This window comes from Salinibacterium sp. VpJ6, assembly GCF_059767345.1.
Genome location: NZ_JBSOQL010000001.1, coordinates 535379 through 560919 on the forward strand (window position 1 = coordinate 535379; position 25541 = coordinate 560919).

The 25541-nt window shown below is 62.4% G+C and carries 25 protein-coding genes; 18 read left to right on the forward strand and 7 right to left on the reverse strand.

Translation table 11 applies throughout. From position 1 onward, the window contains the following. Positions 1-160 precede the first annotated feature (160 nt). The 3 genes from ACWTV1_RS02595 to ACWTV1_RS02605 form a co-directional block, all read right to left on the reverse strand. Entirely contained in the window at positions 161-1165 is a 1005-nt protein-coding gene (locus ACWTV1_RS02595; RefSeq protein WP_498504000.1) for a DUF1648 domain-containing protein, read from the reverse strand. Beyond that, complete coding sequence (locus ACWTV1_RS02600) at positions 1162-1512, reverse strand: GntR family transcriptional regulator (protein ID WP_486174811.1); 351 nt, start codon at positions 1510-1512, stop codon at positions 1162-1164. The genes ACWTV1_RS02595 and ACWTV1_RS02600 overlap by 4 nt, the downstream gene beginning before the upstream one ends. 61 nt (positions 1513-1573) lie before the next feature. Further along, positions 1574-2854 carry a cation:proton antiporter gene (locus ACWTV1_RS02605; RefSeq protein WP_498504001.1) on the reverse strand — a complete coding sequence of 427 codons (1281 nt, stop codon included), beginning with the start codon at positions 2852-2854 and terminating at the stop codon, positions 1574-1576. A gap of 298 nt (positions 2855-3152) precedes the next feature. Here ACWTV1_RS02605 and ACWTV1_RS02610 point away from each other — a divergent pair, with 298 nt between their 5' ends. The 12 genes from ACWTV1_RS02610 (at position 3153) to ACWTV1_RS02665 (ending at position 15688) form a co-directional block, all read left to right on the forward strand. Next, complete coding sequence (locus ACWTV1_RS02610) at positions 3153-3752, forward strand: biotin transporter BioY (RefSeq protein ID WP_498504002.1); 600 nt, start codon at positions 3153-3155, stop codon at positions 3750-3752. Between the two features lie 148 nt (positions 3753-3900). Continuing rightward, entirely contained in the window at positions 3901-5535 is a 1635-nt protein-coding gene (locus ACWTV1_RS02615) for an ABC transporter substrate-binding protein (RefSeq protein ID WP_498504003.1), read from the forward strand. 60 nt (positions 5536-5595) lie between these two features. Further along, positions 5596-6594: an ABC transporter permease gene (locus ACWTV1_RS02620; RefSeq protein WP_498504004.1), complete on the forward strand. Its 999-nt coding sequence runs from the start codon at positions 5596-5598 to the stop codon at positions 6592-6594. Further along, complete coding sequence (locus ACWTV1_RS02625) at positions 6591-7472, forward strand: ABC transporter permease (protein WP_498504005.1); 882 nt, start codon at positions 6591-6593, stop codon at positions 7470-7472. The genes ACWTV1_RS02620 and ACWTV1_RS02625 overlap by 4 nt, the downstream gene beginning before the upstream one ends. Then, positions 7469-9187, forward strand: coding sequence for an ATP-binding cassette domain-containing protein (locus ACWTV1_RS02630; protein WP_498504006.1), 1719 nt, complete (start codon positions 7469-7471; stop codon positions 9185-9187). The genes ACWTV1_RS02625 and ACWTV1_RS02630 overlap by 4 nt, the downstream gene beginning before the upstream one ends. A gap of 4 nt (positions 9188-9191) precedes the next feature. Beyond that, on the forward strand, positions 9192-9782 hold the full coding sequence (locus ACWTV1_RS02635; RefSeq protein ID WP_498504007.1) for a TetR/AcrR family transcriptional regulator: 591 nt from the start codon (positions 9192-9194) through the stop codon (positions 9780-9782). A 137-nt stretch (positions 9783-9919) separates the two neighbouring features. Continuing rightward, complete coding sequence (locus ACWTV1_RS02640) at positions 9920-10654, forward strand: hypothetical protein (RefSeq protein ID WP_498504008.1); 735 nt, start codon at positions 9920-9922, stop codon at positions 10652-10654. A 137-nt stretch (positions 10655-10791) separates the two neighbouring features. Further along, positions 10792-13389, forward strand: coding sequence for a valine--tRNA ligase (gene valS, locus ACWTV1_RS02645; RefSeq protein WP_498504009.1), 2598 nt, complete (start codon positions 10792-10794; stop codon positions 13387-13389). 63 nt (positions 13390-13452) lie between these two features. Continuing rightward, complete coding sequence (locus tag ACWTV1_RS02650) at positions 13453-13932, forward strand: GNAT family N-acetyltransferase (protein ID WP_498504010.1); 480 nt, start codon at positions 13453-13455, stop codon at positions 13930-13932. Beyond that, positions 13932-14162 carry a hypothetical protein gene (locus tag ACWTV1_RS02655; protein ID WP_498504011.1) on the forward strand — a complete coding sequence of 77 codons (231 nt, stop codon included), beginning with the start codon at positions 13932-13934 and terminating at the stop codon, positions 14160-14162. The genes ACWTV1_RS02650 and ACWTV1_RS02655 overlap by 1 nt, the downstream gene beginning before the upstream one ends. A 144-nt stretch (positions 14163-14306) precedes the next feature. Next, positions 14307-14855 carry a hypothetical protein gene (locus ACWTV1_RS02660; RefSeq protein ID WP_498504012.1) on the forward strand — a complete coding sequence of 183 codons (549 nt, stop codon included), beginning with the start codon at positions 14307-14309 and terminating at the stop codon, positions 14853-14855. Positions 14856-14944: 89 nt separating this feature from the next. Continuing rightward, on the forward strand, positions 14945-15688 hold the full coding sequence (locus ACWTV1_RS02665) for a PKD domain-containing protein (protein WP_498504013.1): 744 nt from the start codon (positions 14945-14947) through the stop codon (positions 15686-15688). On the opposite strand, the gene ACWTV1_RS02670 is transcribed toward ACWTV1_RS02665, so the two are convergent. Next, positions 15685-16476: a class I SAM-dependent methyltransferase gene (locus ACWTV1_RS02670; RefSeq protein ID WP_498504014.1), complete on the reverse strand. Its 792-nt coding sequence runs from the start codon at positions 16474-16476 to the stop codon at positions 15685-15687. The two genes, ACWTV1_RS02665 and ACWTV1_RS02670, sit on opposite strands and share 4 nt — an antisense overlap. 22 nt (positions 16477-16498) lie before the next feature. Between ACWTV1_RS02670 and ACWTV1_RS02675 the strand changes: the two genes are divergently transcribed. Continuing rightward, positions 16499-18523 carry a M3 family metallopeptidase gene (locus ACWTV1_RS02675; protein ID WP_498504015.1) on the forward strand — a complete coding sequence of 675 codons (2025 nt, stop codon included), beginning with the start codon at positions 16499-16501 and terminating at the stop codon, positions 18521-18523. A 489-nt stretch (positions 18524-19012) separates the two neighbouring features. Here the strand turns inward: ACWTV1_RS02675 and clpX are convergent, their stop codons facing one another. Then, entirely contained in the window at positions 19013-20290 is a 1278-nt protein-coding gene (gene clpX / locus ACWTV1_RS02680) for an ATP-dependent Clp protease ATP-binding subunit ClpX (RefSeq protein ID WP_100388719.1), read from the reverse strand. A gap of 187 nt (positions 20291-20477) precedes the next feature. Between clpX and ACWTV1_RS02685 the strand changes: the two genes are divergently transcribed. The 3 genes from ACWTV1_RS02685 to ACWTV1_RS02695 all read left to right on the forward strand — a co-directional run bounded on the left by ACWTV1_RS02685 (position 20478) and on the right by ACWTV1_RS02695 (position 22492). Beyond that, a complete protein-coding gene (locus ACWTV1_RS02685) occupies positions 20478-21056 on the forward strand; it encodes a hypothetical protein (protein WP_498504016.1) in 579 nt (192 codons plus the stop codon). 63 nt (positions 21057-21119) lie between these two features. Further along, positions 21120-21845: a YcnI family copper-binding membrane protein gene (locus ACWTV1_RS02690; RefSeq protein WP_498504017.1), complete on the forward strand. Its 726-nt coding sequence runs from the start codon at positions 21120-21122 to the stop codon at positions 21843-21845. A gap of 8 nt (positions 21846-21853) precedes the next feature. Further along, positions 21854-22492, forward strand: coding sequence for a copper resistance CopC family protein (locus ACWTV1_RS02695; protein WP_498504018.1), 639 nt, complete (start codon positions 21854-21856; stop codon positions 22490-22492). Positions 22493-22601: 109 nt separating this feature from the next. Here the strand turns inward: ACWTV1_RS02695 and ACWTV1_RS02700 are convergent, their stop codons facing one another. Both ACWTV1_RS02700 and ACWTV1_RS02705 read right to left on the reverse strand, forming a co-directional pair. Beyond that, a complete protein-coding gene (locus tag ACWTV1_RS02700) occupies positions 22602-23276 on the reverse strand; it encodes an ATP-dependent Clp protease proteolytic subunit (protein ID WP_100388715.1) in 675 nt (224 codons plus the stop codon). A 2-nt stretch (positions 23277-23278) separates the two neighbouring features. After that, a complete protein-coding gene (locus ACWTV1_RS02705; protein ID WP_100388714.1) occupies positions 23279-23899 on the reverse strand; it encodes an ATP-dependent Clp protease proteolytic subunit in 621 nt (206 codons plus the stop codon). A 119-nt stretch (positions 23900-24018) separates the two neighbouring features. Between ACWTV1_RS02705 and ACWTV1_RS02710 the strand changes: the two genes are divergently transcribed. Together ACWTV1_RS02710 and ACWTV1_RS02715 are read left to right on the forward strand one after the other, a co-directional pair. Next, positions 24019-24507: a tetratricopeptide repeat protein gene (locus tag ACWTV1_RS02710; protein WP_498504019.1), complete on the forward strand. Its 489-nt coding sequence runs from the start codon at positions 24019-24021 to the stop codon at positions 24505-24507. 61 nt (positions 24508-24568) lie between these two features. After that, on the forward strand, positions 24569-25525 hold the full coding sequence (locus tag ACWTV1_RS02715; RefSeq protein WP_498504020.1) for a nucleoside hydrolase: 957 nt from the start codon (positions 24569-24571) through the stop codon (positions 25523-25525). Positions 25526-25541: the final 16 nt, after the last annotated feature.

Sequence of the window (25541 nt, forward strand, 5' to 3'; positions counted from 1 at the left end):
CACCACTCGTATCGCTGTAACGGGCTTACCCGTTCGGTTCTACCGCCGCCCGCTCCCCCGCCGAAGCTGAAGTTGAGACGATTTCTTCCGAACGCTCCCCGGTGATAGCCGGTTCATAGCGTGTGCGTCAATGATACGCGAGTTAGCTGACCGTGGAGCGCTATTTCTTGGCGACCGTGGCGAGCGCTTCGGCGGCGAGTTGAGCATCGTGCATCGTGACGATGAACCGCTTGCCGTTGGTGCGCGTTACCTCGAGGGCTTCGCCTTGGGAAAGCACGATGCCGCTGCGGCCATCGGGGGCCCAACGCCAGCCGTAGCCGCCGAATTCGCCGATCGGGTTCACCTCGACGGTCGCGACCGAGGTGATCTGGTCTGGAGCGATCGTGGCGCGGGGAAAGCCGAAGGCGGAGCGAACCTTCAGCCCACGCTGATCGATGGTCACGCGCCACGACAGTGTGCTCACGGCGAGCGCCATCACGACGAGTCCGATGACTGCGGGGAGCAAGAGCTCGGCGGGGTTGCTCACCGCCTGCACGCCCAAGGCAATTCCGAGCGCTAGGAGCGTAACAGCGACGACAACAAGCACACCGGCCCCCACGCGAGTAGTGCTGGAGAAGTGAACGCGCTGCGTTGTGGTGCCCGCGATCGGCTTCGCCGCGACAGATGTCGACTGGATGCGTTCGGACGCTGGCAGCATGAGCCAGGCGAACACCGCCACTACAAATGCGATGGGGAACGCGGCGAGCGCGATTCCGCCGATTGCCGGAGCGTTCTCGGCATTGTCGAGCCCACGCTGAACGGCGAGTGAGCCGGCCGCGGTCACGCTCAGAGAGATGGAAAGGAACACGGATGCCGCCACCATGATTTTGTGCGCCCAGAGCATGCCGCCGTTGGGGCCGCCCTTCCAACTCCCGAACGCGGCGAGCGCGGCGAAGACGAGAGTCAGCAAGAGCGGGAGCGCGATGACGCTTCCCACTGTGGAGTAGCCATCGGGCCCGGAGGTTCCCCAGTGCGATGCGACGGGGTTCGGAAGCTCGGGGACCCACAGCGCCATGACGAAGGCCGCGGCCATAGTGATGAGCAGTGGGATCACCACGCCGATCACGATGATGAGGCGACGGTTGCGCGTGAGTTGGGGCGCAACGTTCTCGGCAGGAAGGGTCATTTGTATTCCTCTCGGATGAGGGCGGTCAGTGCAGCTAGGGAAACGTTCTGGGTGCGGGCTTCGGCCACGATCGCGGTGATGCCGTCGGCCAGGGTGTCGTAACTGTGGGCGGTGGCCGCGACGATCGCTCCCCTACCCCGGCGAAGTTCGATGAAGCCTTCGTCACGCAGCTCTTGATAGGCGCGCAACACGGTGTGCATGTTGACGCCGAGCGAGCTGGCCAGCTCACGTGCACTAGGGAGCCTCTCCCCTGCCGTGACCGACTTGTCGATGACTGATTGGCGGATGCTCGCCGCGAGTTGCTCGAACAGTGGCGTCTCTGACGCGGGATCGACTCGAACTAGCATGGCTCCACTTTAGTTGTTCTAGTTAGACTAGCACAAGTGCACTTTGCTTTTCCGTCGAAAATCATCGGAACCGACGACGTGCGGGCATCTCCTGCACATGCTTCAACTCAGCAGCGGATGCCGGCGCCGAGCTCAGTCGGCGTGCCAAGCGGGCAGTCCACGGGCTGGCCGTCGCGCCGTGCGCAAAGACGCTGACGAGGATCGTCCACACCGCCACGGAGAAGACGGTGTCGGCCACGGATCCACTCAGCTCATCGAACACGAGCAGCGCGAACAAAATCGAGGCGAGCCCTCGCGGCCCAAACCAACCGATGAAGAGCCGTGTCTCAAAGCGGGTTCCGGACCAGGCCAGCGCCAAGAGAACAGGCACCATGCGCACCACCGTCAGCGACAGCACCACGTAGAGCGCGATCTGCCACGTGAGCGAGGTCAGGATCGGTGCTACAAGTACCGCACCGAACACCAAGAAGGTGATTGAGCTGAGCAGCTCTCCCTCATCTTCCGTGAAGTCTTGAACATCCTCACAGTGGTCGCGGGCCACCGCGCTAAAGGCAAGACCGGCGACGAACGCAGCGATGAAGCCGTTGCCCCCTACTGCTCCGGCACTCGCATACGCCGTGACCGCGATCGCGATGGTAGCCAACTGGCGGTAAATGCCATCGACCCAGCCTGCCCGTGCAGCGCGGGTCAGCAACCACCCGCCGACAACACCAACGAGCCCGCCGAACAGAATTCCGAAGCCAATCTGCTGCGCCGCGAAGAGGCCCCAGCTTTCGCCCGCAGCGGCTCCGGTTTCCGTGGCGGCAATAGCCAGAAAGACCGTCACAACCGGAACCATGATCCCGTCGTTAAGGCCACTCTCCACGTTGAGGGCCTGTCGAATGCGAACCGGCAACCGCTTATCACTGACAACCGCTTGGCCGAGCGCGGCATCCGTCGGCGCCAAGATCGCGGCAATGAGGGCAGCCTCCATGAAGGTGAGCTCACCAAAGAGAGCCCACGCGGCAACCGCTCCGAGCACGATCGTCAGCGGCAGGCCGATACCCAACAAGCGCAGCGGAAGAAAGACCTGCGTGCGCAACGGAAGAAAGACCTGCGTGCGCAACGCCCGCAAATCGATGCGTACGGCATCCGTAAAGAGAACTAAGACGAGAGTGGCCTCAACAAGGATCGAAACGACCTCGCTCTTGAGATCAAGCTGAAACCACTGCGCGCCCACAATGCCCAACAGGATGCCCGCCGCGGTGAACACCATCGGCGCGGTCACGGAAGACAGCGCAAGCTTGCGCGACACCATCGCGAAGGCGAACACCACGAGGGCAACGATCACGAGTTCGGTCATGAATCCTCCACTACACGACGAGGCGCGGCACACCCCGTAGTCGCACACAACTGCCGCGCAGCACCGGGGGGCTCAAGGTTACGGGAATGCGGCACCAATACCTGCGGTTGCACCGGTGGGCCGAACCCGTCGCGCCGGCAGCGTGAGAATCGCAATTGTTACGCATCCCACAAATCTGAGCAGGTTTGTTAGCACGAGGCGCACACCCATGTCCTCGAACTATGACTAGGGTTATTCAGGCACCCGCCTATTCAGGCAGGGCTCTTCACAGTTCGCAGACAAAGGAAAGGAGCGTCGCGTGTCGACTCTCACTTTGACCCTCGGCCGGCCCACGCTCGCCGACACCGTCTTTTCTCGTAGCCTCGCCACTGACATCACGCTCGTTGCCGCCGGCGCCGCCCTGACTGCTGTGATGGCCCAAGTTGTTGTGCCGCTGTACCCCGTGCCGATCACCGGCCAGACGCTCGCTGTACTGCTCGTAGGTGCCTCGCTTGGCGCAACTCGTGGAGCGATCTCGATGGCGCTGTACGCGCTGCTCGGTGTGGTTGGGCTCCCCGTCTTCAGCGAAGCTTCTTCTGGCATCAGCGTTCTTGCTGGCACCACCGGCGGCTACATCATCGGCTTCATCGTCGCTGCTGCCTTTACCGGATGGCTCGCCCAGCGCGATTGGGACAAGAAGTTCCTCGGTGCTGCGCTGTCGTTCCTCGGCGGCACCGTCGTCACCTTCGCCTTCGGTCTCACGTGGCTCGCCATTGTGACCGGCGGAACGCTCGAGCAGGTTCTGGCGTGGGGCCTCTACCCCTTCATCATCGGTGGCCTCATCAAGGCCGGTATCGCCGCCGCCGTGATCCCCACCACGTGGAAGATCGCCAACAAGTACTCGCGCAAGCAGGACTAACGCTCGCGCTTTTAGCTTCACCAACCGGGTCGGTTTTGCTCAGGCAAACCGGCCCGGTTTTTTGCTCAGTTGGACTTAATGTACTCAGTTCAACAATAATTGAGTGTCTCGCACCCGAGCAGCATTCCTCCCCCACAAAAGGATCCCCGTGAACGCGCCCCGCATCCTGTTACTCCCCCTTTCGATTGCGGCCAGCGCCGCGCTGCTTGCCGGCTGCACGGCAACAACCGAACCTGCTGCTGAGCCCGTAGACGGCGGCACGCTCGTCTACGCAACGGGTGACGCTGAGCCCGGCTGCCTCGACCCGCACGTCGGCGGCAATTACCCGCAGGGACTCATCAGCACCCAGTACCTCGAATCGCTCGTCTCAAAGAACAGCGACGGCGAGATCATCCCGTGGCTGGCTACAGACTGGACCGAGAGCGAAGACGGACTCACGTGGGACTTCACGTTGCGTGACGGCGTGAACTTCACCGACGGCACCCCCTTTGATGCTGAGTCCGTCAAGGCGAACATCGAGCACCTGAAAGACCCCGAAACCGCCTCCTCCACCGGCTACCTCGCCGTCGGCAAGATCGAGGGCATCGAAGCCGTCGCCGCCGACCAGGTACGTTTCACCCTGTCGGCGCCCGACAGCGCACTGCTCGAGTCATTTTCGCAGCCGTGGGTGAGCATCCAGTCCCCCACCGCACTCGAGCGCGACCAAGCCACCAACTGCGAGAGCCCCGTGGGCACCGGCCCCTTCATCGTCACCGACTGGGTCAAGCAGCAATCAGTCACGCTCGAACGCAATGAGGACTACAACTCAGCTCCCGCTGATGCTGAGCACACCGGTGCGGCTCGCCTCGACGCTATTGAGTGGCGCTTCATTCCGGATGCCGCCACCCGCTACGCCGCCCTGCAGTCGGGCGACGTTGACATGATCGATAACGCGCAGCCCAATAACATCTCGTCCGCCGCCGACGTGGCCACCATCGAGGAGCTCGATGCGCCGCGCCCTGGCGCCGCCAACCGTGTCGAACTGAACTCGGGCAAGGCACCGTTTGACGACATCAAGGTGCGCGAAGCCTTCATCCGATCGGTTGATGTCAACCCCGGAATCGACAGCCTGTTCTTTGGCACGGCCGAGCGTTCCTACTCGGTGCTCTCGAGCGTCGAAGCGGCTGGCATCTCGACCCCTGAAGTGTTCACCACCGACCCGGAGGCAGCGAAGACCCTGCTCGACGAAGCCGGCTGGGACACGATTGACACCGACGGCTACCGCACGAAAGACGGCGAGCGCTTGAGCCTCACGTTCCCGATCAGCACGAACCAGTCGATCCCCGCTGAGCAGTCACTGTTTGAGCAGATTCAGGCTTCCGCAAAGGACGTCGGCTTCGAGGTCATCTTGCAGCCGACCGATTTGTCGTCCTGGTACGGCGCTCTGTTCACGAACGAGTACAACCTCGTGAGCGCTCCGTACACGAAGGTCGGCGCTGACGTGCTGCGCATCCTGTACCACTCGGACTCGATCATCCCGGCTCCGAGCGGCTACTACGCGAACCTGGCCCAGCTGAGCGACCCTGCCCTTGATGAGATTTTGACGACAGCGAGCGAGACTTCGGATGCCGCCGAGCGCCAAGAGCTCTACGCCGAGGCTCAGTCGATCATTGTTGACGGTTTCTACGTTCTGCCCCTGTACGACCAGCAGAACCACTACCTCTACAGCACAAGCGTTGAGGGATTCCGGGCGTTGCCTCCCGTGGCAGCACCAACGTTCTACGATGCGTGGTTGAGTAACTAACACAACGAAGTATCCGGTCGTCGACAAACTCCCTCAGCCCACCATCAAGGAACGCCCTCTGTGACGGTTTCGACTGACGCTCCTGCAGTAGCGAGTGTCTCCACCCCAGCGACGCGATTGCGGTCGCTGGGGTGGATCGCGCGCCGGGTGGGCGGCGGTGTGTTTGTTTTGTGGGCTGTCGCAACCGTCATTTTCTTTGCGCTGCGATTGATTCCCGGCGATCCGGTGGATGCAATTCTGGGCGGCCCCGGTTCTCAAGCGTCCGCCGAAGCCGTGGCCCAGATTCGCGCCGATTATGGGCTCGACCAGCCGCTGATCATTCAGTATTTTCTGGCCATGGGCAAGCTCGCGGTCGCCGACTTCGGCACGTCGTATGCGCTCAAGGTAGCGGTGGCTCCTTATGTACTGACACAACTCTGGTCGACACTCGTGCTCACGATTGCGTCGCTTGTAGTGGCCTGGCTCGGCGCTCTTGTCCTCACGCTGGCGACGAGCGGTCGCGGTCGAGTTGCGCGCGCGTTGGGGTCCGGGCTCGAACTCTTGGCGGCCGCCGTTCCCCACTTCTGGTTGGCGTCGCTGCTCATCATTCTGCTGAGCAATACGTTGCACTGGCTTCCCCCGATAAGCGTCCCCGGCCCCCTCGGTCTTGTTCTGCCCGTGCTCACCCTTGCTCTGCCCCTCACCGGCTTCCTCGGCCAAGTGATGCGCGAGTCGTTGACCAACGCCTACGAGCAGCCCTTCGTGCTTTCCGCGCGGGCTCGCGGCGAAAGCGAATGGGGTGTGCGCCTGCGTCATGTGCTGCGCCACGCGGCTCTTCCCGGTATCTCCCTCTCCGGTTGGGCCTTCGGCTCGCTCCTGAGCGGTGCTGTAGTGGTCGAGACGATCTTTGCGCGGCCGGGCCTCGGCAGAACCCTCCTGAGCGCCGTGACCATCCGCGACATTCCCGTCGTCACCGCCGTCGCCCTACTCTCTGCGTTGACCTTCATCATCGTCACGATCGCAACGGATGTCGTCGACCGCATCGTGGACCCGCGCGTTACGGAGGTGGCAGCACGATGACCGAAATCTTGGCTGGCCGTCTCTCGCAGCCCTCGGGACGCGCTCTCGGCATCCCGGGCCGCGGTGGATGGCTTCGCAACACGGGCGTCATCATCGCGCTGGCCGTGCTTGCGCTGATTCTCATTGCTGCTCTCGCGCCGCAGATCATCACGACCGCTGACCCGGACGCCGTTGCCCCCGCCGAAGCGTTTCAGTCACCATCAGCTGCCCACTTCTTCGGCACCGACGAGTCCGGTCGCGACGTGTACACCCGCGTCGTTTTCGGAGCCGGAAACTCCCTGCTCATCGGAATCGCCGCTACCGCGGTCGGGCTAGGGCTCGCGCTCATTCTCGGCCTGCTCGGCGGTCTCGGCAGCAAACTCGGCGACTTTGTGAGCACCCGCATCGTTGAGGTCATGTTTGCGCTTCCCGGCCTGCTGCTCGCACTCGTCTTCATCGCGATCGCCGGGCCCGGAGTGGTCACCTCGACTGTGGCGGTGGGTCTCTCGACCGCGCCCGGCTACGCCCGCATCATCCGCAGCCAATTGCGCAGCGTTCGTAGCGCCAGTTATGTCGAGGCTGCAACAGTGCTCGGCCATTCGCGGGCGCGAATCGTGTGGCAACACATTCTGCCCGGCGCACTCTCGCCGATCTTTGTGCTCGGCACTCTCGGTGTTGGTCAAGCCATTGTCTGGGCGTCGTCGCTCGGCTTCCTCGGCCTCGGCGTCGCCCCGCCCGCCGCCGAATGGGGCGCGATGCTCTCCAGCGGCCGCACCTACATCGACGTCGCCTGGTGGCTCACCGTCTTCCCGGGTCTGGCTATCGTCGCCACCGCCGCATCGTTCACCGTGCTCGGGCGCGCCCTCAACGCCCGCACCCGCCAGGAGGCCCGCGGATGACCGCCAACCCACTCCTGCGCGTGAGCAACCTCAGCGTGCACTTCGACCGTGCCACCCGCCCGGCCGTTGACGAGGTCAGCTTCGAGGTCGCCGCTGGCGAATGCCTCGCCATCGTCGGAGAGTCGGGTTCGGGCAAGAGCGTCACGGCCCGTTCCCTGCTCGGGCTTGCACCCGCCGGAGCCCACGTGAGCTTCAGCGAGTTGAGTCTGGCGGGAGAAAGCCTTCCGGCACCCGGTGCTCGACGGTGGCGAACGATCCGCGGAGCATCCATTGGGCTGGTGTTGCAGGATGCGCTCGTGTCGCTCGACCCATTGCGACCCGTCGGGCGTGAGATCGATGATGTGCTGCGGCTACACACCACGCTCAGCCAACGCGAGCGGCAGGCCCGTGTGCTGGAACTGCTGGATGCCGTGGGCATTCCCGATCCGGCACTGCGAGCACGCCAACGTTCGGGCGAGCTCTCGGGCGGACTGCGCCAACGCGCCCTTATCGCTGCCGGAATCGCGGCAGGCCCTGCCCTCATCATCGCCGACGAGCCCACGACCGCTCTCGATGTCACGGTGCAAGCGCGCGTGCTCGAGCTGCTGTCGTCGTTGCGCAACAACGGCACCGCCATGATCCTCATCACCCACGATCTGGCAGTGGTGTCACGCGTTGCTGATCGCGTTGCCGTCATGAGCGAAGGCCGCATCGTGGAGACGGGTGAGACAAACGCCCTGCTGCGAGCGCCGACAGCACTGCCGACACAACAGTTGCTCGCCGCGATCCCCGTGGATGTTCCGCGCGGCGTTCCGCTGACATTGCCGGAGGACACCAAGCCCGATCTCAGAACTGTCGTTGAGGCTTCCCCAGAACCTGTCGCGGTCGCAGCCCCGGTCGCCGGCACAGTTTCCGCCGTGGCCACGTCAAATCACGCCACGACCACGGCGAGCGCCGATTCCACAGCACCTCCCGCCCTCGAACTCCGGTCCGTCTCTCGCCGCTACCCATCACCCCACGGCGACCCCATTCAGGCTCTCGACGCGGCCTCCCTCTCCCTCGCTGCCGGAACGACGCTCGGCTTGGTCGGCCAGTCCGGCTCGGGCAAGACCACGATCGCGCGCATCGCGCTGGGGCTCGAGACCGCAGACAGCGGCGAAGTGCTGCTGGCCGGCCACGAGTGGGGTTCGCTGAGTGCTCGCGAGCGCCGCCCGCTTCGTCCCGCCCTGGGCGCGATTTACCAGGATGCCTTGAGCTCGTTCGATCCACGGCTGAGCGTCGAGCGCATCCTGAACGATGCTCTCAGCGCGCGAGCATCCGACACTCGCCGTTCATTGACGACAACGGCCGAACTTCTCGACGCGGTGGGCTTGCCGCAGGCGCTCAAGAACCGTCGTCCGCTGCATTTGTCGGGCGGCCAACGCCAGCGGGTAGCCATTGCGCGTGCCCTCGCCCCGGGCCCGCAGACGATTCTGTGCGACGAGCCGGTGTCGTCTCTGGATGTTTCGACTCAGGCCCGCGTGCTGAATCTGCTCGACGAACTGCAGCGCCACCTTCACCTCAGCTATCTCTTCATCTCGCACGACCTCGGAGTGATTCGCCACATGAGCGATCGCGTAGCCGTGATCACCGAGGGCCGCATTGTGGAGACCGGCGAGACAGATGAAATCTTCACCAACCCTCGGCATCCCTACACGCAGTCTCTTCTGTCTGCCCTGCCGCGAGTGAGAGGATGATCGCGTGACACCTTCCCGCTCTGCCACCCGTGGTCGCCCGCCCGCTGCCTCTCGCGAACTGCTCCAAGAGTCTGCCTTCGAGCTGTTTATCGAGAACGGTTACACCGGCACCACGGTCGACCAGATCGCCACCCGTGCGGGAGTCAGCCGCAACACGTTCTTCAACTATTTCGACGCTAAGGGCGAAGTCTTCTGGGTCGCGCTGGATGCCGCTACCGAGCGACTGAAGGCAGCGTTGGCTGAGCAGCCGGCGCCGCCTGCCGACGCGAGCCACGCCATCCGTGCAGCCATGCTTGCCGCTGTCGCACCGTTGGAGTCGCAGCATGTTCCGTTCATCCTCACGCAGTACGACTTGATCGGTAGTGCGGCGGAATTGCAGGCGTCGGCCATGAGCCGTTTCGCGACGCAGGCCCGACTATTGACGGGGTTCGCTCAGCGTCACGGTGCTGAGCCGGCCACGGCTCGCGCGCAGGCCTATGCCTTGATCGCGTGTGTTGTCGCGGCCGCGCAAGAATGGGCGCAGGCGGGACCACAACGGGGTCGCCTCGAGCCGTTCGTCGAACGCGCCTTCGCCTCAGCACTCACCGCCCGCTAGCGCGGTCTTCGCGGAAGGCACCTCGGCGCTCCCCCACCCCCGCGCTTGTTGAGTAGCTCTCGACATGGGCAGGCTACGGGTTTAGGCTTCTGCCACGCTGGACTGCTTGCATGATCCCCCCATCTTGGAGCGATGCCATGAGTAACGACCAACCGACCGAACGTTTCGATGCTCAGAGCGGCGATGCTCCCACCAAACGCTTCGAGGCGCAGAGCGGTGACACTCCCACGGAGCGCTTCGAGCCTGCTGGAGGCGGTACTGCCGGCGGCGGCGCTGCCGGCGGCGGTGCTGCCGGCGGAACAACGCCGCCCGGGTCAGGTGAGTCTCCCACGCCCTTTTCGGAGCCGGAGGGTAAGTCACGCACCCTGCTGATTATTCTGACGATTGTGGGCGGGTTGCTTCTCATTGCTCTCGTCATTGCCTTGACGCTGATGGCGACACGAGGCTCAGGCGACTCCGTACCGGTGGCGACGTCGCCGACTCCGACGGTCAGCGAAAGTGAGAGCCCTTCTCCCGAGCCGAGTGAGAGCGAGACTGAAGAGCCAGCCCCGGAGGCCGAGCCGACCACTGCTCCGCCGCCCTCAGCCGCGAGCCCGTCATTCGCCACGTTCAGTGCCCCGGAAAGCGCGATGTGTACGTCGGCAAACCCCACGAGCCAGCTCACCTTCTCCTGGAGCAGCGCGGATGCCGTACGCGCGTGGATCGGTGTACGAACCACGAATGCGAAGGCTGAGCCCTTCGAAGAGGTGCCCACGACGGCGACCTACACGATCGATTATCAGTGCAGCAATGACTCCGAGGTGTACACCGTCACCCTCGAGGATTCTGCGGGCACACTCACCCATAAGTCGGTGACGGTCACCAAGAATTAGTTCCCGCGGCAGTCTCCGTTCCAGCTCGCCGCAGCGTTCTCGTTCGGCCTGTCCTCTTCAGTTACGATGGGGAGCACCACTCACACTCAGGCACCTCTTCTTTGACTCGGTGCCGCACATATCGAACCGGAGAAATAATGTCGTCGAGCGTTCCCGAAAAGCCCGCCCTAGAAGGCCTCGAAGGCAAATGGGCTCCCGTCTGGGAGAACGAAGGTACGTACCGGTTCGATCGCCAGAAGGCGCTCACCGATGGTTCTGACTGCGTATTCTCGGTCGACACTCCCCCGCCAACGGCATCCGGAAGCCTGCACATTGGCCACGTCTTCAGCTACACCCACATGGACCTGGTCACTCGCTTCCAGCGCATGCGTGGCAAGGAGATCTTCTACCCGATGGGGTGGGATGACAATGGTCTGCCCACCGAACGTCGGGTTCAGAACTATTACGGCGTACGCTGCGACCCCACGCTCCCCTACGACGAGGGTTTTGAGCCTCCGCAGCAGGGTGGCGAAGGCAAGTCGACGAAGGCTGCAGCCCAGCTACCGATCTCGCGTCGCAACTTCGTTGAGCTGTGCGAGACGTTGACGGCCGAAGACGAAAAGCAGTTCGAAGACCTCTGGCGTCAACTCGGATTGAGCGTTGACTGGAACCTCACCTATCGCACCATTGGCGACGACGCTCAGCGTGCCGCCCAGCGTGCGTTCCTGCGCAACCTTGAGCGCGGCGAGGCTTACCAGGCGGATGCTCCCACCCTGTGGGACATCACGTTCCGCACTGCCGTTGCGCAGGCCGAGCTCGAAGACAAAGAGCAGCCTGCCGCGTACCACCGCTTGGCTTTCCATAAGGCGGATGGCGAGGACATCCACATTGAAACGACGCGCCCCGAGCTTCTGCCGGCCTGTGTTGCGCTCGTGGCTCACCCCGACGATGAGCGTTACAAGCACCTCTTCGGCACGATGGTCACGACGCCGATCTTCGGTGTTGAGGTTCCGATCCTGGCCCACCACCTTGCTCAGCAAGACAAGGGTTCCGGAATCGCGATGATTTGTACGTTCGGCGACGTTACTGACGTTGTCTGGTGGCGCGAGCTTGACCTGCCGAACCGCACCATCATCGGTGCCGACGGCCGCATCATCGCTGACGCCCCCGATGTCATCGTGGGCGACGCCGCTCAGGCTGCCTACGCGGAGCTCGCGGGCAAGACGGTCTTCAGCGCGAAGGCCGCCATGGTCGAGCTCTTGAAGGCCTCCGGTGAGATGATCGGTGACGCTAAGCCGATCCAGCACCAGGTCAAGTTCTTTGAAAAGGGCGACAAGCCCCTCGAGATCATTTCCACGCGCCAGTGGTACATCAGCAATGGTGCGCGCGACGAGAAGCTCCGCAGCCGCCTTCTTGACGCTGGCCAGCAGATCAACTTCACCCCCGACCACATGCGCGTTCGCTACGACAACTGGGTTGGTGGCCTCACGGGCGACTGGCTCATTTCGCGCCAGCGCTTCTTCGGCGTTCCGATTCCCGTCTGGTACGAGCTCGACGCCGATGGCGAAAAGGGTTCGCCAATCGTTCCGAGTGAAGACTCGTTGCCGATCGATCCTTCATCGGATACCGCTCCCGGCTATACGGAAGACCAGCGTGGTGTTCCCGGTGGCTTCGAGGGCGAACTCGACATCATGGACACGTGGGCAACCTCGTCGTTGACCCCGCAGATTGCCGGTGGTTGGGAGACCGACCCCGAGCTGTTCAATGTGGTCTTCCCCTACTCGCTGCGCAGCCAGGGCCAAGACATCATTCGCACGTGGCTGTTCTCAACCGCTCTGCGTTCGGAACTCGAGCACGGAACGGTGCCGTGGAAGAACGCCGGCATCTCCGGCTTCATCGTCGACCCCGACCGTAAGAAGATGTCGAAGTCCAAGGGCAACGTCGTAACCCCCAAGGGCATGCTCGATGACCACGGTTCGGATGCCGTTCGCTACTGGGCAGCATCCAGCCGCCTCGGAACTGACGCGGCCTTTGACCCGCAGAACCCGAAGCAGATCAAGATCGGTCGCCGACTCGCGATCAAGGTTTTGAACGCGTCGAAGTTCGTTTACTCGTTCCCGGCTCCCGCTGCGGCGGCAACGGATTCCGGTGCAGTCGTTACCGAGGCTCTCGACTTGGAGATGTTGGCTGAGCTCGCGTCGGTTGTCGACCAGGCCACCACGGCGCTGGAGAACTTCGATCACGCCAAGGCGCTCGAAGTCACCGAGAAGTTCTTCTGGACCTTCTGCGACGACTACCTCGAACTCGTCAAGGAGCGCGCCTACGGCGCCGGAACCCCCGGAGCCCAAGCGAGCGCGAACCGTGCCCTGCACACTGCGATTGACGTGTTCCTGCGCCTCTTCGCACCGTACCTGCCGTTCGCTACCGAAGAGGTCTGGCGTTGGACGCACGACACCTCGGTTCACTCGGCATCGTGGCCCACCGCCGACGAACTCGGCGTCACCGCTGAGCCGAGCGGTCTGTTCCACGCGGTCAGCCAGGCACTCATCACGATCCGTCGCGCCAAGACCGACGCGAAGGCATCGCAAAAGACGGAAGTAACCTCGGCCACCCTCGCAGGGCCAGCCCTGATTGCTGCCGCTATTGACGACCTGAAGGCTGTTGGCCGCATCCACGATCTGAGGATTGTGGAAGCCGATGACATCGAGGTTCGCGACATCGTTCTGGTTGAAGGTGCACCTGAGGCTTCTGCCTAAAGGTCTGCTGAGGGTTCGGCGCCGGCGCGGCGTCGAACCCCAAAACCGCGTATTGTTGAATAAATGACGAATTCAGAGAAGCCTTCGTACACAGTTCGCGACATTCAGCAGGACGATTTTGACCAGTGGAAAGCACACTTCGTAAAGTACGGAGTGTTCTACGACACTGAGTTCACCGATGAAATCGTTCAGGGCGTTTGGGAATGGCTCATGGATGACTCGGCACAGCTCAACGCTGTTGTTGCCGTGGCCCCCGAAGGCCGCCCCACTCCTGGCGCAGTAGCCGCCTTTGGCCTGTACCGCCGCCTGCCCGACACCTTTACCGCCTCGTGGGGCTGGTTCATGGATGACCTTTACGTTGACCCCGATCACCGCGGTGCTGGAGTTGCCGGAACGATCATCGACGACATCGCCGCCCGTGCGGCAGAAGATGGCGGCGGAAAGCTCCGCTGGATCACCAACAAAGAAAACGACAGCGCCAAGCGCCTCTACGACAAGGTCGCAGACCGCACGTCGTGGATCCTTTACGAAAAGAACGTTTAATGCAGCTCGGCACTCGCTGGTCGGTCGGCGGTGACGTACCCGAACGCCTCGGCGCAGCAATGCGCGAGGCGATCGCTGGTGTTGAAGCGGATGTCGCCCACCTCGATACAAGCGCGTGGCGTTGGACGCTCACGTGGCTTGAATCGCGTCCTGTCGCCGAACTCGACGACGGCACCATCGTGCGCCAAGCCGCCGATGGCACCGTCACCGTCGAAGAAGCTGCTTCCTAGTCAGCACCCACCGTTGCACGCTCCGCGTTAGTGCGCTCGCACTTTCCAGCGCGGAGCGGGCAACCACACCTCCCAGCGCCACTACCCGCTTCTCACTGTGGATAGTTAAGCGCCTCGTATCCGGGTGACGCTTAGCGTCGATATATGCGGCTACCGAACCTCGTCATCCTCTCGATCGGTGCGCTCCTCGTTGCGTCACTCAGCGGATGCGTGTCGTCCGATCCGGCACTGCCCAAGCCGGCTTCGACCTTCGTCGCGCCCTACGCAACCGACGAAGAAGCGCTGGCCGCGGCTGAAGAGGCTTACGCCGAATACACGCGGGTGTCACTCGAGACCTATCGAGAAGGCGTGACTGACCCCGCTGCTTTGTCCAGCGTTGCTAGCGGAGAGCACTTGGTTGAGCTGTTTGAGGAGTTTGAGGAGCGGGTAGCCGATGGTCGCTACCTAGTGGGCGACGAATCCTTCGATCAAGTCGTTCTCCAGCGCTATTCGCGCGATTCTTCTCCAAATGAGGTGATCGCGGTGTACCTCTGCGACGACTTATCAAAGTTGTCAATTTACCGTGACGGCGAAAAAATTGGGCCGGAAGCCCCGGTGTCGGCGATGACAATGCAAGTCGTCTTCGACCTCAGCCCTGACTCGAATACGCTACTTGTCTCTGCTCGCGACGTATGGAGCACCGACGCATGTTGAACCCTCGCAGGGCGCTATTGCTAGTAATTGGCGGCGCCTTGCTCGGCAGTTGCTTTCTAATCGGCGACGCAGCGAGTCCCGTGCCCGCTATGGCTTGCAGTTTCGAGGCGAATGTCGCCGGTCAATGTGCGACGGCGGAGTCCGACACGGGCGCTGTAGAGATTGAAGGCTCCGCTGTTCTGCCAGGCTCAGGCGGCGGAAACTACGACTCTGGCTACGAGACCGACGGCGTCGCCTACGTTCCCGTTGACGACGCTCTCGACAGCGTCGAGGAAGCGTGGTGCGACATCCAACGCATCGAGTGTGTGCCGTGGACGCCACCCGCCGAGGACACCGACGGCGAGACCGGCCCCATAACTATCTCTGACATCGCCAGCTTTCGCCCACAACCCCCTACCGCTGGCATGCAACCCAACCAGTGGATGATCGTTGGCCTCGACACCAACTTCTACGCCAACGCAGCCGCCCACACGGTTGACGGCACCCTCTTTGGCGGCACAGCGCAAGTGCGCTTTACGCCCATCGGGTACAGCTGGGACTACGGCGACGGCTCCACCGCCAACCTTGGCACCGCAGGCACAACCTGGGCCAAAAACAAGATCGCCGAATTCGATCCGACACCCACTAGCCACGTGTTCCAAGAACCCGGCGACTACACCATCACCCTCGCCGTCACCTATGCCGCCGAATACCGTATCGCCGGCAGCGGTTGGCAAAACGTCGTCGGAACCCTCACCATCGTCGCGCCACCCCTCACCGCGACCGCCGGGCACGCCACCACGGTCCTCGTCGACCAAGACTGCATCGCCAACCCCACCGGCATCGGCTGCTAAACGCGCGCCAGAATCTCACCGTGCGGCATCGCCATCCACCCCTCGGGCGAATCCGCCCACTCACGCCACGCGCTGCTGATCTGCTGCAGTACCTCTTGCGTGGCCAGCGACTTGCTCAGGGCGTCCGCGGCGAAGGCCGATTCCAGCACGCGCGCCTCCCACATGCTGCCCCACCACTCGCGGTCAGTGTCGTCAGAGAAGTTCCAGATCGATGCTGACGTGGCGACGTCGCTCAAGCCCGCCTGCATCGCCCACGCCTTCAGACGACGGCCCGCATTGGGCTCTCCCCCATTACTGCGATGCACCGCGTCGTACACATCAGCCCAGACCTTCAACCCCGGCAGCTCCGGGAAGCAAATGGTGCCCGCATAATCAACATCGCGCACGGCGATCAGACCACCCGGCTTGGCCACGCGCTTCATTTCCGCGAGAGCCGCGACCGGATCGCCCAAATGCTGCAGGGTCTGGTGCGAATGCACGAGATCGAAACTGTTGTCATCGAACGGCAGCGCATAGGCATCACCCACGATGAAACTCAGGTTGGCGGCGGTGAACGCCGAGGCTTTTTCTATCGCTGCGGGAGCGGCATCCAGCCCGACAACGCGGCCGGGGGCCAGTCGGTCGGCAAACTCCGCCGTAATCGTGCCCGGCCCGCAGCCGATATCGAGCAACGAAAGCCCCGGCTCCAGGTCCGGCTCGAAGTACGCCGCCGAATTGGTGATCGTGCGCCACGTGTGTGACTTCAACACACTTTCATGATGGCCGTGGGTATATCGCTCGCTCGTCATCTTCCGAGAATAGGGTAGATGAATGACCAATCCTTTCTTTGAGCCCAGCACGCTGCCCTTCGGCATGCCACCCTTTGCCGACATCGAAGACGAGCACTACGCTCCCGCGTTCGAGAAGGGTATGGCTGAGCAACTCGCCGAGATCGACGCGATCACAGCGCAGGCTGAAGCCCCCAGCTTTGAGAACACCATGATCCCGCTCGAAAAGAGCGGCCAGTTGCTGAGCCGGGTCGCGATCGTCTTCTTCAACAAGACTTCCGCCGATGGCGATGCAGCCTCGGATGCTCTCGAAGAGGTCATCGCTCCCCAGCTTGCCGCGCACAACGACGCCATCAGCCTCAACAGTGCCCTCTACGAACGCATTCGCAGCATTCGTGATGGTCTCGACTCCACCGACCTGGATGCCGAAGCCAGCTACCTCGTCGAGCGCTACTTCACCGAATTCACGCTTGCCGGCGCTGGCCTCTCCGACGAAGCCAAAGCAACCCTTCGCGACTACAACTCGCGCCTCTCGACCCTCACGACCAAGTTCGAGAAGAACCTGCTCGCCGACACCAACGACCTCGCCGTCGTGGTGGATAGCATCGACGAGCTCGACGGCCTTGACGCGTCCGAGATCTCGGCGGCTGCCAGCGCCGCGCATGATCGCGGGCTCACCGGCAAGTACCTCATCACGCTCATTCTGCCCACGAACCAGCCGCACCTCTCGGTGCTGAAGAATGCGGATGTTCGCGGCCGGGTCATGGCAGCGTCGCGCACCCGTGGCATCCGCGGCGGAAAGTTCGACAACCGTGAACTTGTGCTTGAGATCGCAAAGGTTCGTTCGCAGCGTGCGGCTCTCCTAGGCTTCGAGAGCCACGCCGCCTGGGTCACGGCCGATGAGACGGCGCAGAACCCGCAGCGGGTCGCTGACATGCTTGGCAAGCTTGCTCCTGCCGCAGCGCGCAACGCTCGCGACGAGCACGCGGCACTAGAGGAGCTCGCGGGCACCGAGGTGACCGGCGCCGATTGGGCGTACTACGCCGAAAAGGTGCGCGCCGAGCAGTACAACGTCGACACCACCCAGATGCGTCCGTACTTCGAGGCGGAGCGCGTGCTGCGCGACGGAGTGTTCTTCGCCGCCACCAAGCTCTACGGCGTCACTTTCAGCGAGCGCCGCGATCTGCCCGCCTACCACCCTGATGTGCGGGTCTTCGAGGTGACCAACGAAGACGGCACTGAAGTCGGGCTTTACACCCTCGACCTCTACACCCGGGATTCCAAGCGCGGCGGAGCTTGGATGAACTCGCTCATCTCGCAGTCAGACCTACTCGGGCATCCGGTGATTGTCACCAACAACCTCAACGTGCCGAAGCCGGCCGCCGGCGAGAGAACGTTGCTGACCTACGACGAGGTCAACACGCTGTTCCACGAGTTCGGGCATGCGCTGCACGGGCTCTTTGCTCGCGTCACGTACCCCAAGTTCGCGGGCACCAACACCTACCGCGACTTCGTCGAGTTCCCCAGCCAAGTAAACGAAATGTGGATGCTCTGGCCCAAGGTTCTCGACAACTACGCCAAGCACTACGAGACCGGCGAGCCCATGCCCCGCGAGATCGTGGAGCGCATTCAGGCCAGCGCCGCCTTCAACGAAGGCTTCCTCACGAGCGAGTACTTGGCTGCCGCCCTGATCGACCAGGCGTGGCACCGCATCGGTGTTGCCGACGATGTCACAGATGTCGCCGCTTTCGAAGCGCAGGCTCTGGCCGAGGTAGGCCTCGACAACCCCGCCGTGCCTCCCCGCTACTCCAGCACTTACTTTCAGCACATCTTTGCGAACTCTGCCTATGACGCTGGCTACTACTCCTACATTTGGAGTGAAGTGTTGGATGCCGACACTGTCGAGTGGTTCACCGAAAACGGCGGACTCACCCGCGAAAACGGCGACCGCTTCCGTTCGCGGCTGCTCGGCGTCGGCGGGTCAAAAAACCCGCTCGAAGCCTTCCGCGACTTCCGTGGACGTGACGCCGAGCTACAGCCGCTACTGACGCGTCGCGGGCTCAGCTAACAACCAACACACGAGTGCGGGCATCGATTTCACCGAAATCGATGCCCGCACTGTAGTTAAAGCCACGCGAGAAGTGAACGCATTGCCTGAAGCTCCTAGGAAAAGCACAGCAGTTGGTGGATTGTTGTGCTCGACCCACAAAAATTGGTGAAAACCTTTCGTTAATGCCCTCCGGTCGGGCACAATAGTGCCGGTCGCGTTTGTCGCGCCCCTTCACACTTAGACGTCACCTAGCACGATGTCCTGAGGGCGATCCCATCTCAGCCTCACCCGAATTTGGCTGCACTGTGTTTGCCCGGCGCGATCGCCCTCAGGAACATCACTTCTCGGCCACCCTGCCACCCCGCCACCCGACGACTCTTCTTGCGCCCGTATCTGCCCGCCATCGAGCGCCTACATCGCGTGCCGAGCGCTCTCGGGCGCTAAAAAAGCGCAGACGCCCGGAGGCATCTGCGCTTTCTAGAAGCGTGGGCGAGAAGAAAGGTGCCGTTAGGCGGACTTCTCCGCACGCACCGGCTTACGAGGAACGATTGTGGGGGCCGCGTTCTCCAGAACGGCAGCCTTAGTCACGATGACGCGACCGACGGTCTCGTCGGAGGGAACGTCGAACATGATCGGCCCGAGAACTTCTTCGAGGATGGCGCGCAGTCCGCGAGCACCCGTCTGGCGAAGCACGGCAAGGTCGGCAATCGCTTCGAGTGCATCGCGCTCGAACTCCAGCTCGACACCGTCGATCTCGAACATGCGCTGGTACTGGCGCACGAGAGCGTTCTTAGGCGTGGTGAGAATATCCATGAGAGCAACCTGGTCGAGCTGGGTGACCGTGGTCACGACAGGAAGGCGACCGATGAACTCAGGAATGAGGCCAAACTTGTGGAGGTCTTCGGGCAGAACCTCACCGAAGAGGTTCACATCGTCACCCTTGCTGTGCAGCGGAGCACCGAAACCGATGCCCTTCTTGCCAGCGCGGTTAGAGATGATTTCTTCGAGACCCGAGAAAGCTCCCGCAACGATGAAGAGCACGTTGGTGGTGTCCACCTGAATGAACTCTTGATGCGGATGCTTGCGCCCACCCTGCGGCGGAACGGAAGCGACGGTGCCCTCAAGAATCTTGAGCAGCGCCTGCTGAACGCCCTCACCAGACACGTCGCGCGTGATGGACGGGTTCTCAGCCTTGCGAGCGATCTTGTCGATCTCGTCGATGTAGATGATGCCGGTCTCGGCACGCTTGACGTCGTAGTCGGCAGCCTGCAAGAGCTTGAGGAGGATGTTCTCGACATCCTCACCCACGTAGCCGGCTTCGGTCAGTGCTGTGGCATCCGCAACAGCAAAGGGAACGTTGAGGCGCTTGGCCAGCGTCTGAGCGAGGTAGGTCTTACCGCAACCGGTGGGACCGATGAGCAGAATGTTCGACTTAGCAATCTCAACATCGTCAATGACCGCATCGGCGGAGGTGATGGTGCTGCGAGCACGAACCCGCTTGTAGTGGTTGTAGACGGCAACGGAGAGCGAGCGCTTGGCTGCCTCTTGGCCGATGACGTATTCCTCAAGGAAGTCGTAGATTTCGCGTGGCTTAGGCAGGTCGAATTCACTCGAGGGCTCTTCGCCCGCTTCAGCAAGACGCTCTTCGATGATCTCGTTGCACAGATCTACGCACTCGTCGCAGATATAGACACCCGGACCGGCAATCAATTGCTGTACCTGCTTTTGGCTTTTGCCGCAGAAGGAACACTTGAGCAGGTCCGCGCTTTCCCCAATTCGGGCCATGCCGGTTCCTCTCCTTGAGTAAATACCTTGACAACGAGCCTAACCCGATATTCGTTCAGTCTCGTCACCATCACCGGCGGCGTTTCGGCGAGTCGGTCGCACTGCAGCATCCCCGCTTCGTGGCGGATTACGAGACCTCGAACACGAACTAGGCTTGGAGGGTTAGCGCCGACCTCGAAGGAGCCCTATGCATACCCGTGCCATGCGTGTGCTTCGAGGCAGCATCGCCGCTTTCTTCGCCACTTTCACGGCGGCGTTCTCCCATCAATTCGCTGGCGGCATTTCGCCATCGCTTTTCGGCATGGGCGTCTCCCTCGTGATTTCGATCGCGATCTGCACCCTCCTTGCCGGGCGCACGATCTCACTCGCCCGTTTGAGTATTGCGATTGTGGCGAGCCAAGCGATGTATCACGCACTTTTCAGCTCAATGCTGGCCCCTACAGGCATCGCTGAGCACAACATGGCCGCGATGACGTTTGACTTCAGCTCGGTAGCGCAGTCCGCCGATTCGGCGATGTCCCTCTCCCACGTCGTCGCTGCCGTAGTGACCATCGTGGCTTTCCGCTACGCCGAAGTCGCGTTCTGGGGGCTCTTCGATACAGCGCGGATGTTCGTCTCGCGCCTCTTCGCCACGCTCACTCTCGGCTCAACTCCGGTTCTCGAGTTCCGCGTAGTGCCGCGCAGCGCGCCCGCCGTTGACCTTGTTCCTCGCTTTCTCTCCAGCACGCGCTATCGGGGCCCACCGGCCACTCTCGCCGCGGCCTAACGACGCCGCACAGCATCCCCGATATTTGTCGCTCATTTGCGACCCTTTTTGAGAAAGAACACAATGAAGAATTTCACTAAAGCTGCTCTCGCCCTTTCCGCTGGTGCTGCACTCGCAGTAGCGGCTCCGCTCGCAGCGATGGCTCACGTCACTATTGACCCGGGCCAGTCAGACGCCGGAAGCTACGCCCTCATCACGGTCAAGGTTCCCAACGAATCAGACACCGAGAAGACCAACCGCGTGCAACTGAACTTGCCCACCGACACCCCGTTCACGAGCGTGCGCTTCGTGCCGGTTCCCGGCTGGGACGCTGAGTTGGTGCGTAGCGAGCTGCCCGAGCCCGTCATGATCGGCGAAAGCGAAATCACCGAAGCTGTGACGTCGATTGTGTGGACCGCTCAAGCGGGTTCCGAAATCGGCGACGGTGCACTGCTCTTGCTCCCGATCTCACTCGGACCGGTTCCGGATGTCGGAAGCGTTGTACTGACCGCCGACCAGACGTACACCGATGGTTCCGTTGTGAGTTGGAATGGCACGGAAGAGGGAGCAGAGAAGCCTGCTCCTATCCTCTACGTGAACGATGCTCCGGTGGATCACCACGGTGACACCGCCACCGACGACGATGCTCACGGCGACAGCGACGACCACGCCAGTGAAGACGAGCACAGTGACGACGCTGCAGCATCGAGCGGCGACCCGGTAGCCCGCGGACTGGGAATCGCCGGTCTCGTTGCCGGTCTCGGCGCGCTCGTAGCAGCGTTCGCTTTCCGACGCCCCGCCACGAAGTAGTTCGAGTCATGCGTCGAGTTCTTCGCGTCGGCGCCGCGTTCAGCGCGGCCACGCTTGCAGCGTTTCTGCTGCTCGTGGCCGCGCCCGCGTCTGCCCATAACTATCTCGTCGACAGCACTCCGCTCGAGGGCGAAACCCTCACCGTGCTGCCCGACGAGTTCTCCGTCAGCACGAACGACGTTCTGCTCGACCTTGCCGGCGACGGCGGAGGTTTCGCGATTCAGATTCTGGATGCCGACGGCGGCTACTATGGCGACGGTTGCGTCAGCATCCGCGACGAGTCGCTCTCCACTGTGGCTGCTCTCGGTGAGCCTGGTGAGTACCGGATGCTCTGGCAGCTGGTGTCAGCCGACGGCCACACCATCTCTGACGAGATCAACTTCACGTGGCAACCGGATGCCGATCAGGTGCTCTCCGAAGCCTTGGATGCCCCGCCAGCCTGCGGCGGTGGTTCGCTCGAGGAGAGCACTCCCCCGGCGGCATCCGAAGACTCCGACGGCAGCAGCGATAGTGACGGCTCCACTGCGGGCACGAGCGTCGATGCTGAAACGATCGTGTTGATCGGCGCCGCAATCGCGCTCGTGCTGATTGCTGGCGTGGCGATCTTCTTGATCTCCGTCAAACGCAAGAAAGACGAGTCCCCGTAAGGAAGGTGAGCCAGCGCGTCAGCTGGCTCACCCTCTCTCACCACACGTATTAACGAATTGAGGCGGTCACCCCATCCGGGTGACCGCCTCAATTGCGTACAAGCGAGTGTTAGCTCGTGATCGCCGGCAGCGTCTTGCGGCTCGTGAGCACTTGGTCGATGAGACCGTACTCCATTGCCTCAGCCGCGCTCAGGATCTTGTCGCGCTCGATGTCCTTGTTGATCTGCTCAGGAGTGCGGTTCGAGTGGAACGACAGGGTCTCTTCGAGCCATCCACGCATACGAAGAATTTCGCGTGCCTGAATCTCGATGTCCGACGCCTGGCTCGAACCTTCCGAGCCACCACTGGGCTGGTGGATGAGGATGCGGGCGTTGGGCAGAGCCAGACGCTTTCCCTTGGTTCCACCGGCGGTGATCACGGCGGCAGCCGAAGCAGCCTGGCCGAGAACGACGGTCTGAATCTGCGGACGAATGTACTGCATCGTGTCGTAGATTGCCGTCATCGCGGTGAACGAGCCACCGGGTGAGTTGATGTACATCACGATGTCGCGGTCAGGGTCTTGGCTCTCGAGAACGAGAAGCTGAGCCATCACGTCGTCAGCGGATGCGTCGTCGATCTGCACACCCAGGAAGATGATGCGGTCTTCGAACAGCTTGGCGTACGGGTCTTGGCGCTTGTAGCCATATGCCGTGCGCTCTTCGAACGTCGGCAAGATGTAGCGAGCGTCAGCATCCGGACGGCCAATGCCTGCGGGTGCCTGAGCACCGAGGTTAAAGTTCTCCATGATTAGTCCTTCTTGCCGGTTGCGTTGTCGTCGGACGCGTTGTCTTCGGTTCCGCCACCGCCCACAACGTCGGATGCGAATTCGCGGAGGTGATCAACGAAGCCGTATTCGAGTGCTTCTTTAGCCGTGAACCAGTTGTCGCGGTCGTTGTCGATGAGAACCTGTTCGACGCTCTTGCCAGTCTGCTCAGCGGTGAGCTCTGCCATGCGCTTCTTCATGTCGAGGATGACGCCAGCCTGAGTCTGAATGTCTGCGGCGGTTCCACCGAATCCACCCGACGGCTGGTGCAGGAGCACGCGTGCGTTGGGGGTGATGTAGCGCTTGCCCTTGGTACCCGAGGAGAGCAAGAATTGCCCCATCGAGGCGGCAAGGCCAATACCGACGGTCACGATGTCGTTCGGCACGAACTTCATCGTGTCGTAGATCGCCATGCCGGCGGTGATCGAGCCACCGGGCGAGTTGATGTAAAGGTAGATGTCGCGCTTGGGATCCTCTGCTGCGAGCAGCAAGATCTTTGCGCAGATCTCGTTCGCGTTTGCGTCGCGCACCTCTGAGCCGAGCCAGATGATGCGGTCCTTGAGGAGTTGGTCGAAGATGCTCGAGACCAATGCCGGTTGGGCCATTGTTGCGCTCCATTTCAGTTATCGCGTAGTAAGAATCTATCCGAGTACGGCCCGCGATTCTGGCGTGTTCGCCCTAGGCAAAGTACCGCGTCGCCAGAGGCTGCTTGTAGGCTCACCGAATGCAGCAGAACTGGCGCGATCGAATCGCAGATATTTGGGCCCACGCAGCCACCATGGCGGAGCACGATGTTGTCTCGGCGATCGATGAGCTTGTCGCCGAACGCGACCCTGACGATGCCGAAGCGCTCTTCGAGGCAGCGGGGGCGCGGGACTATGCCGGGTTAGAGACCGAGGCTGAACCGCTCTACCGCCGAGCTATCGAGAATGGCTTGGATGCGGCCCTGATGCCGCGTGCGACCATCCAGTTGGCCAGCACGCTACGCAACCTCGATCGCATCGAGGAGTCAATTGCTTTACTCGAGCAGCAGCTCCACGAGCATACAGACGATGAGTGGACGGGGCCTACCGCAGCATTTCTCGCTCTTGCCCTCACGAGTCGCGGCGATCCGACGCAGGGTGCCGCCGTTGCCCTGATGGCCCTGGCGAGCTATCTCCCTATCTATCAACGCTCGGTGCGGGGGTACGCTGCCGAGTTGCTCGCTGAATAGTTCGCACCGTGGGTGACGGCATCCGTCACGGTGAGTGCTGCGGCGGCAATAGCATTGCCGCATGCAGCAAATGATTCTCGACGTTGACACTGGAATTGACGATGCGCTCGCGCTGATGCTGGCGGTGCGACACCCCGGTGTCAATCTGCGAGCGGTTACGTGCGTGGCGGGCAACGCAAGCCTTGAGCAGGTCGTGCGTAATACTTTGACCGTTCTGGATGCTGCGGGAGCCGGCGATGTTCCGGTAGCCGCGGGTGCCAACCGCCCGTTACTCGCCGACGCGCATCCGGCTGCTCACGTTCATGGCGTGGATGGACTCGCCGATCTCGACCTGCCCGCATCCACTCGTCAGGTCGTTCCGGTTCATGCGGTTGAGCTGTTGCGTCGCGAGATTCTCGCGAGCCCCACTCCGGTTACGCTCGTTCCGCTCGCCCCGATGACGAATATTGCCCTCTTGGTGCGCACCTACCCCGAGGTGCTCGCCAACGTTGAACGCATCGTGTTCATGGGCGGCTCGGCCTCTGTCGGCAACGCGACGGCCGTCGCAGAGTTCAACACGTGGCACGATCCCGAGGCTGCGGAGATCGTGCTCACCGCGGGTGTTCCGATCACGATGTATGGCTTGGATGTTTTCTATGCCGTCACCATTGCGCCCGCCGAGATTGCCACTCTCGCTGCGTCGGCAGAGGCCGGAGCTCAACTCACTGGCCGCTTGCTCCAGCATCTTGTCACGGTGAAGGGTGGCGAGGTTCGCGTTGCCGGTGATGGACACGGCGATATTGGGGATGCTGGTGCGGTCTGCGCTGCCATCGATCCGGACGGGCTCACCACGGTGCATGTGCCGGTGCGCGTCAGTCTGGCCGATCCGCTCACTCGCGGACAAACCGTGGTCGACCACCGCACCGCAGGACACGAACAAGACGGCGCTGCTGACAACAGCTCTCGCCGCATCGATGTCGCGCTCGGCGTCGACGGCGCTCGCTATGCGCGCCTCTTTGTCGAGACAATCACACGCTGACGTTTTCGCCCTTAAC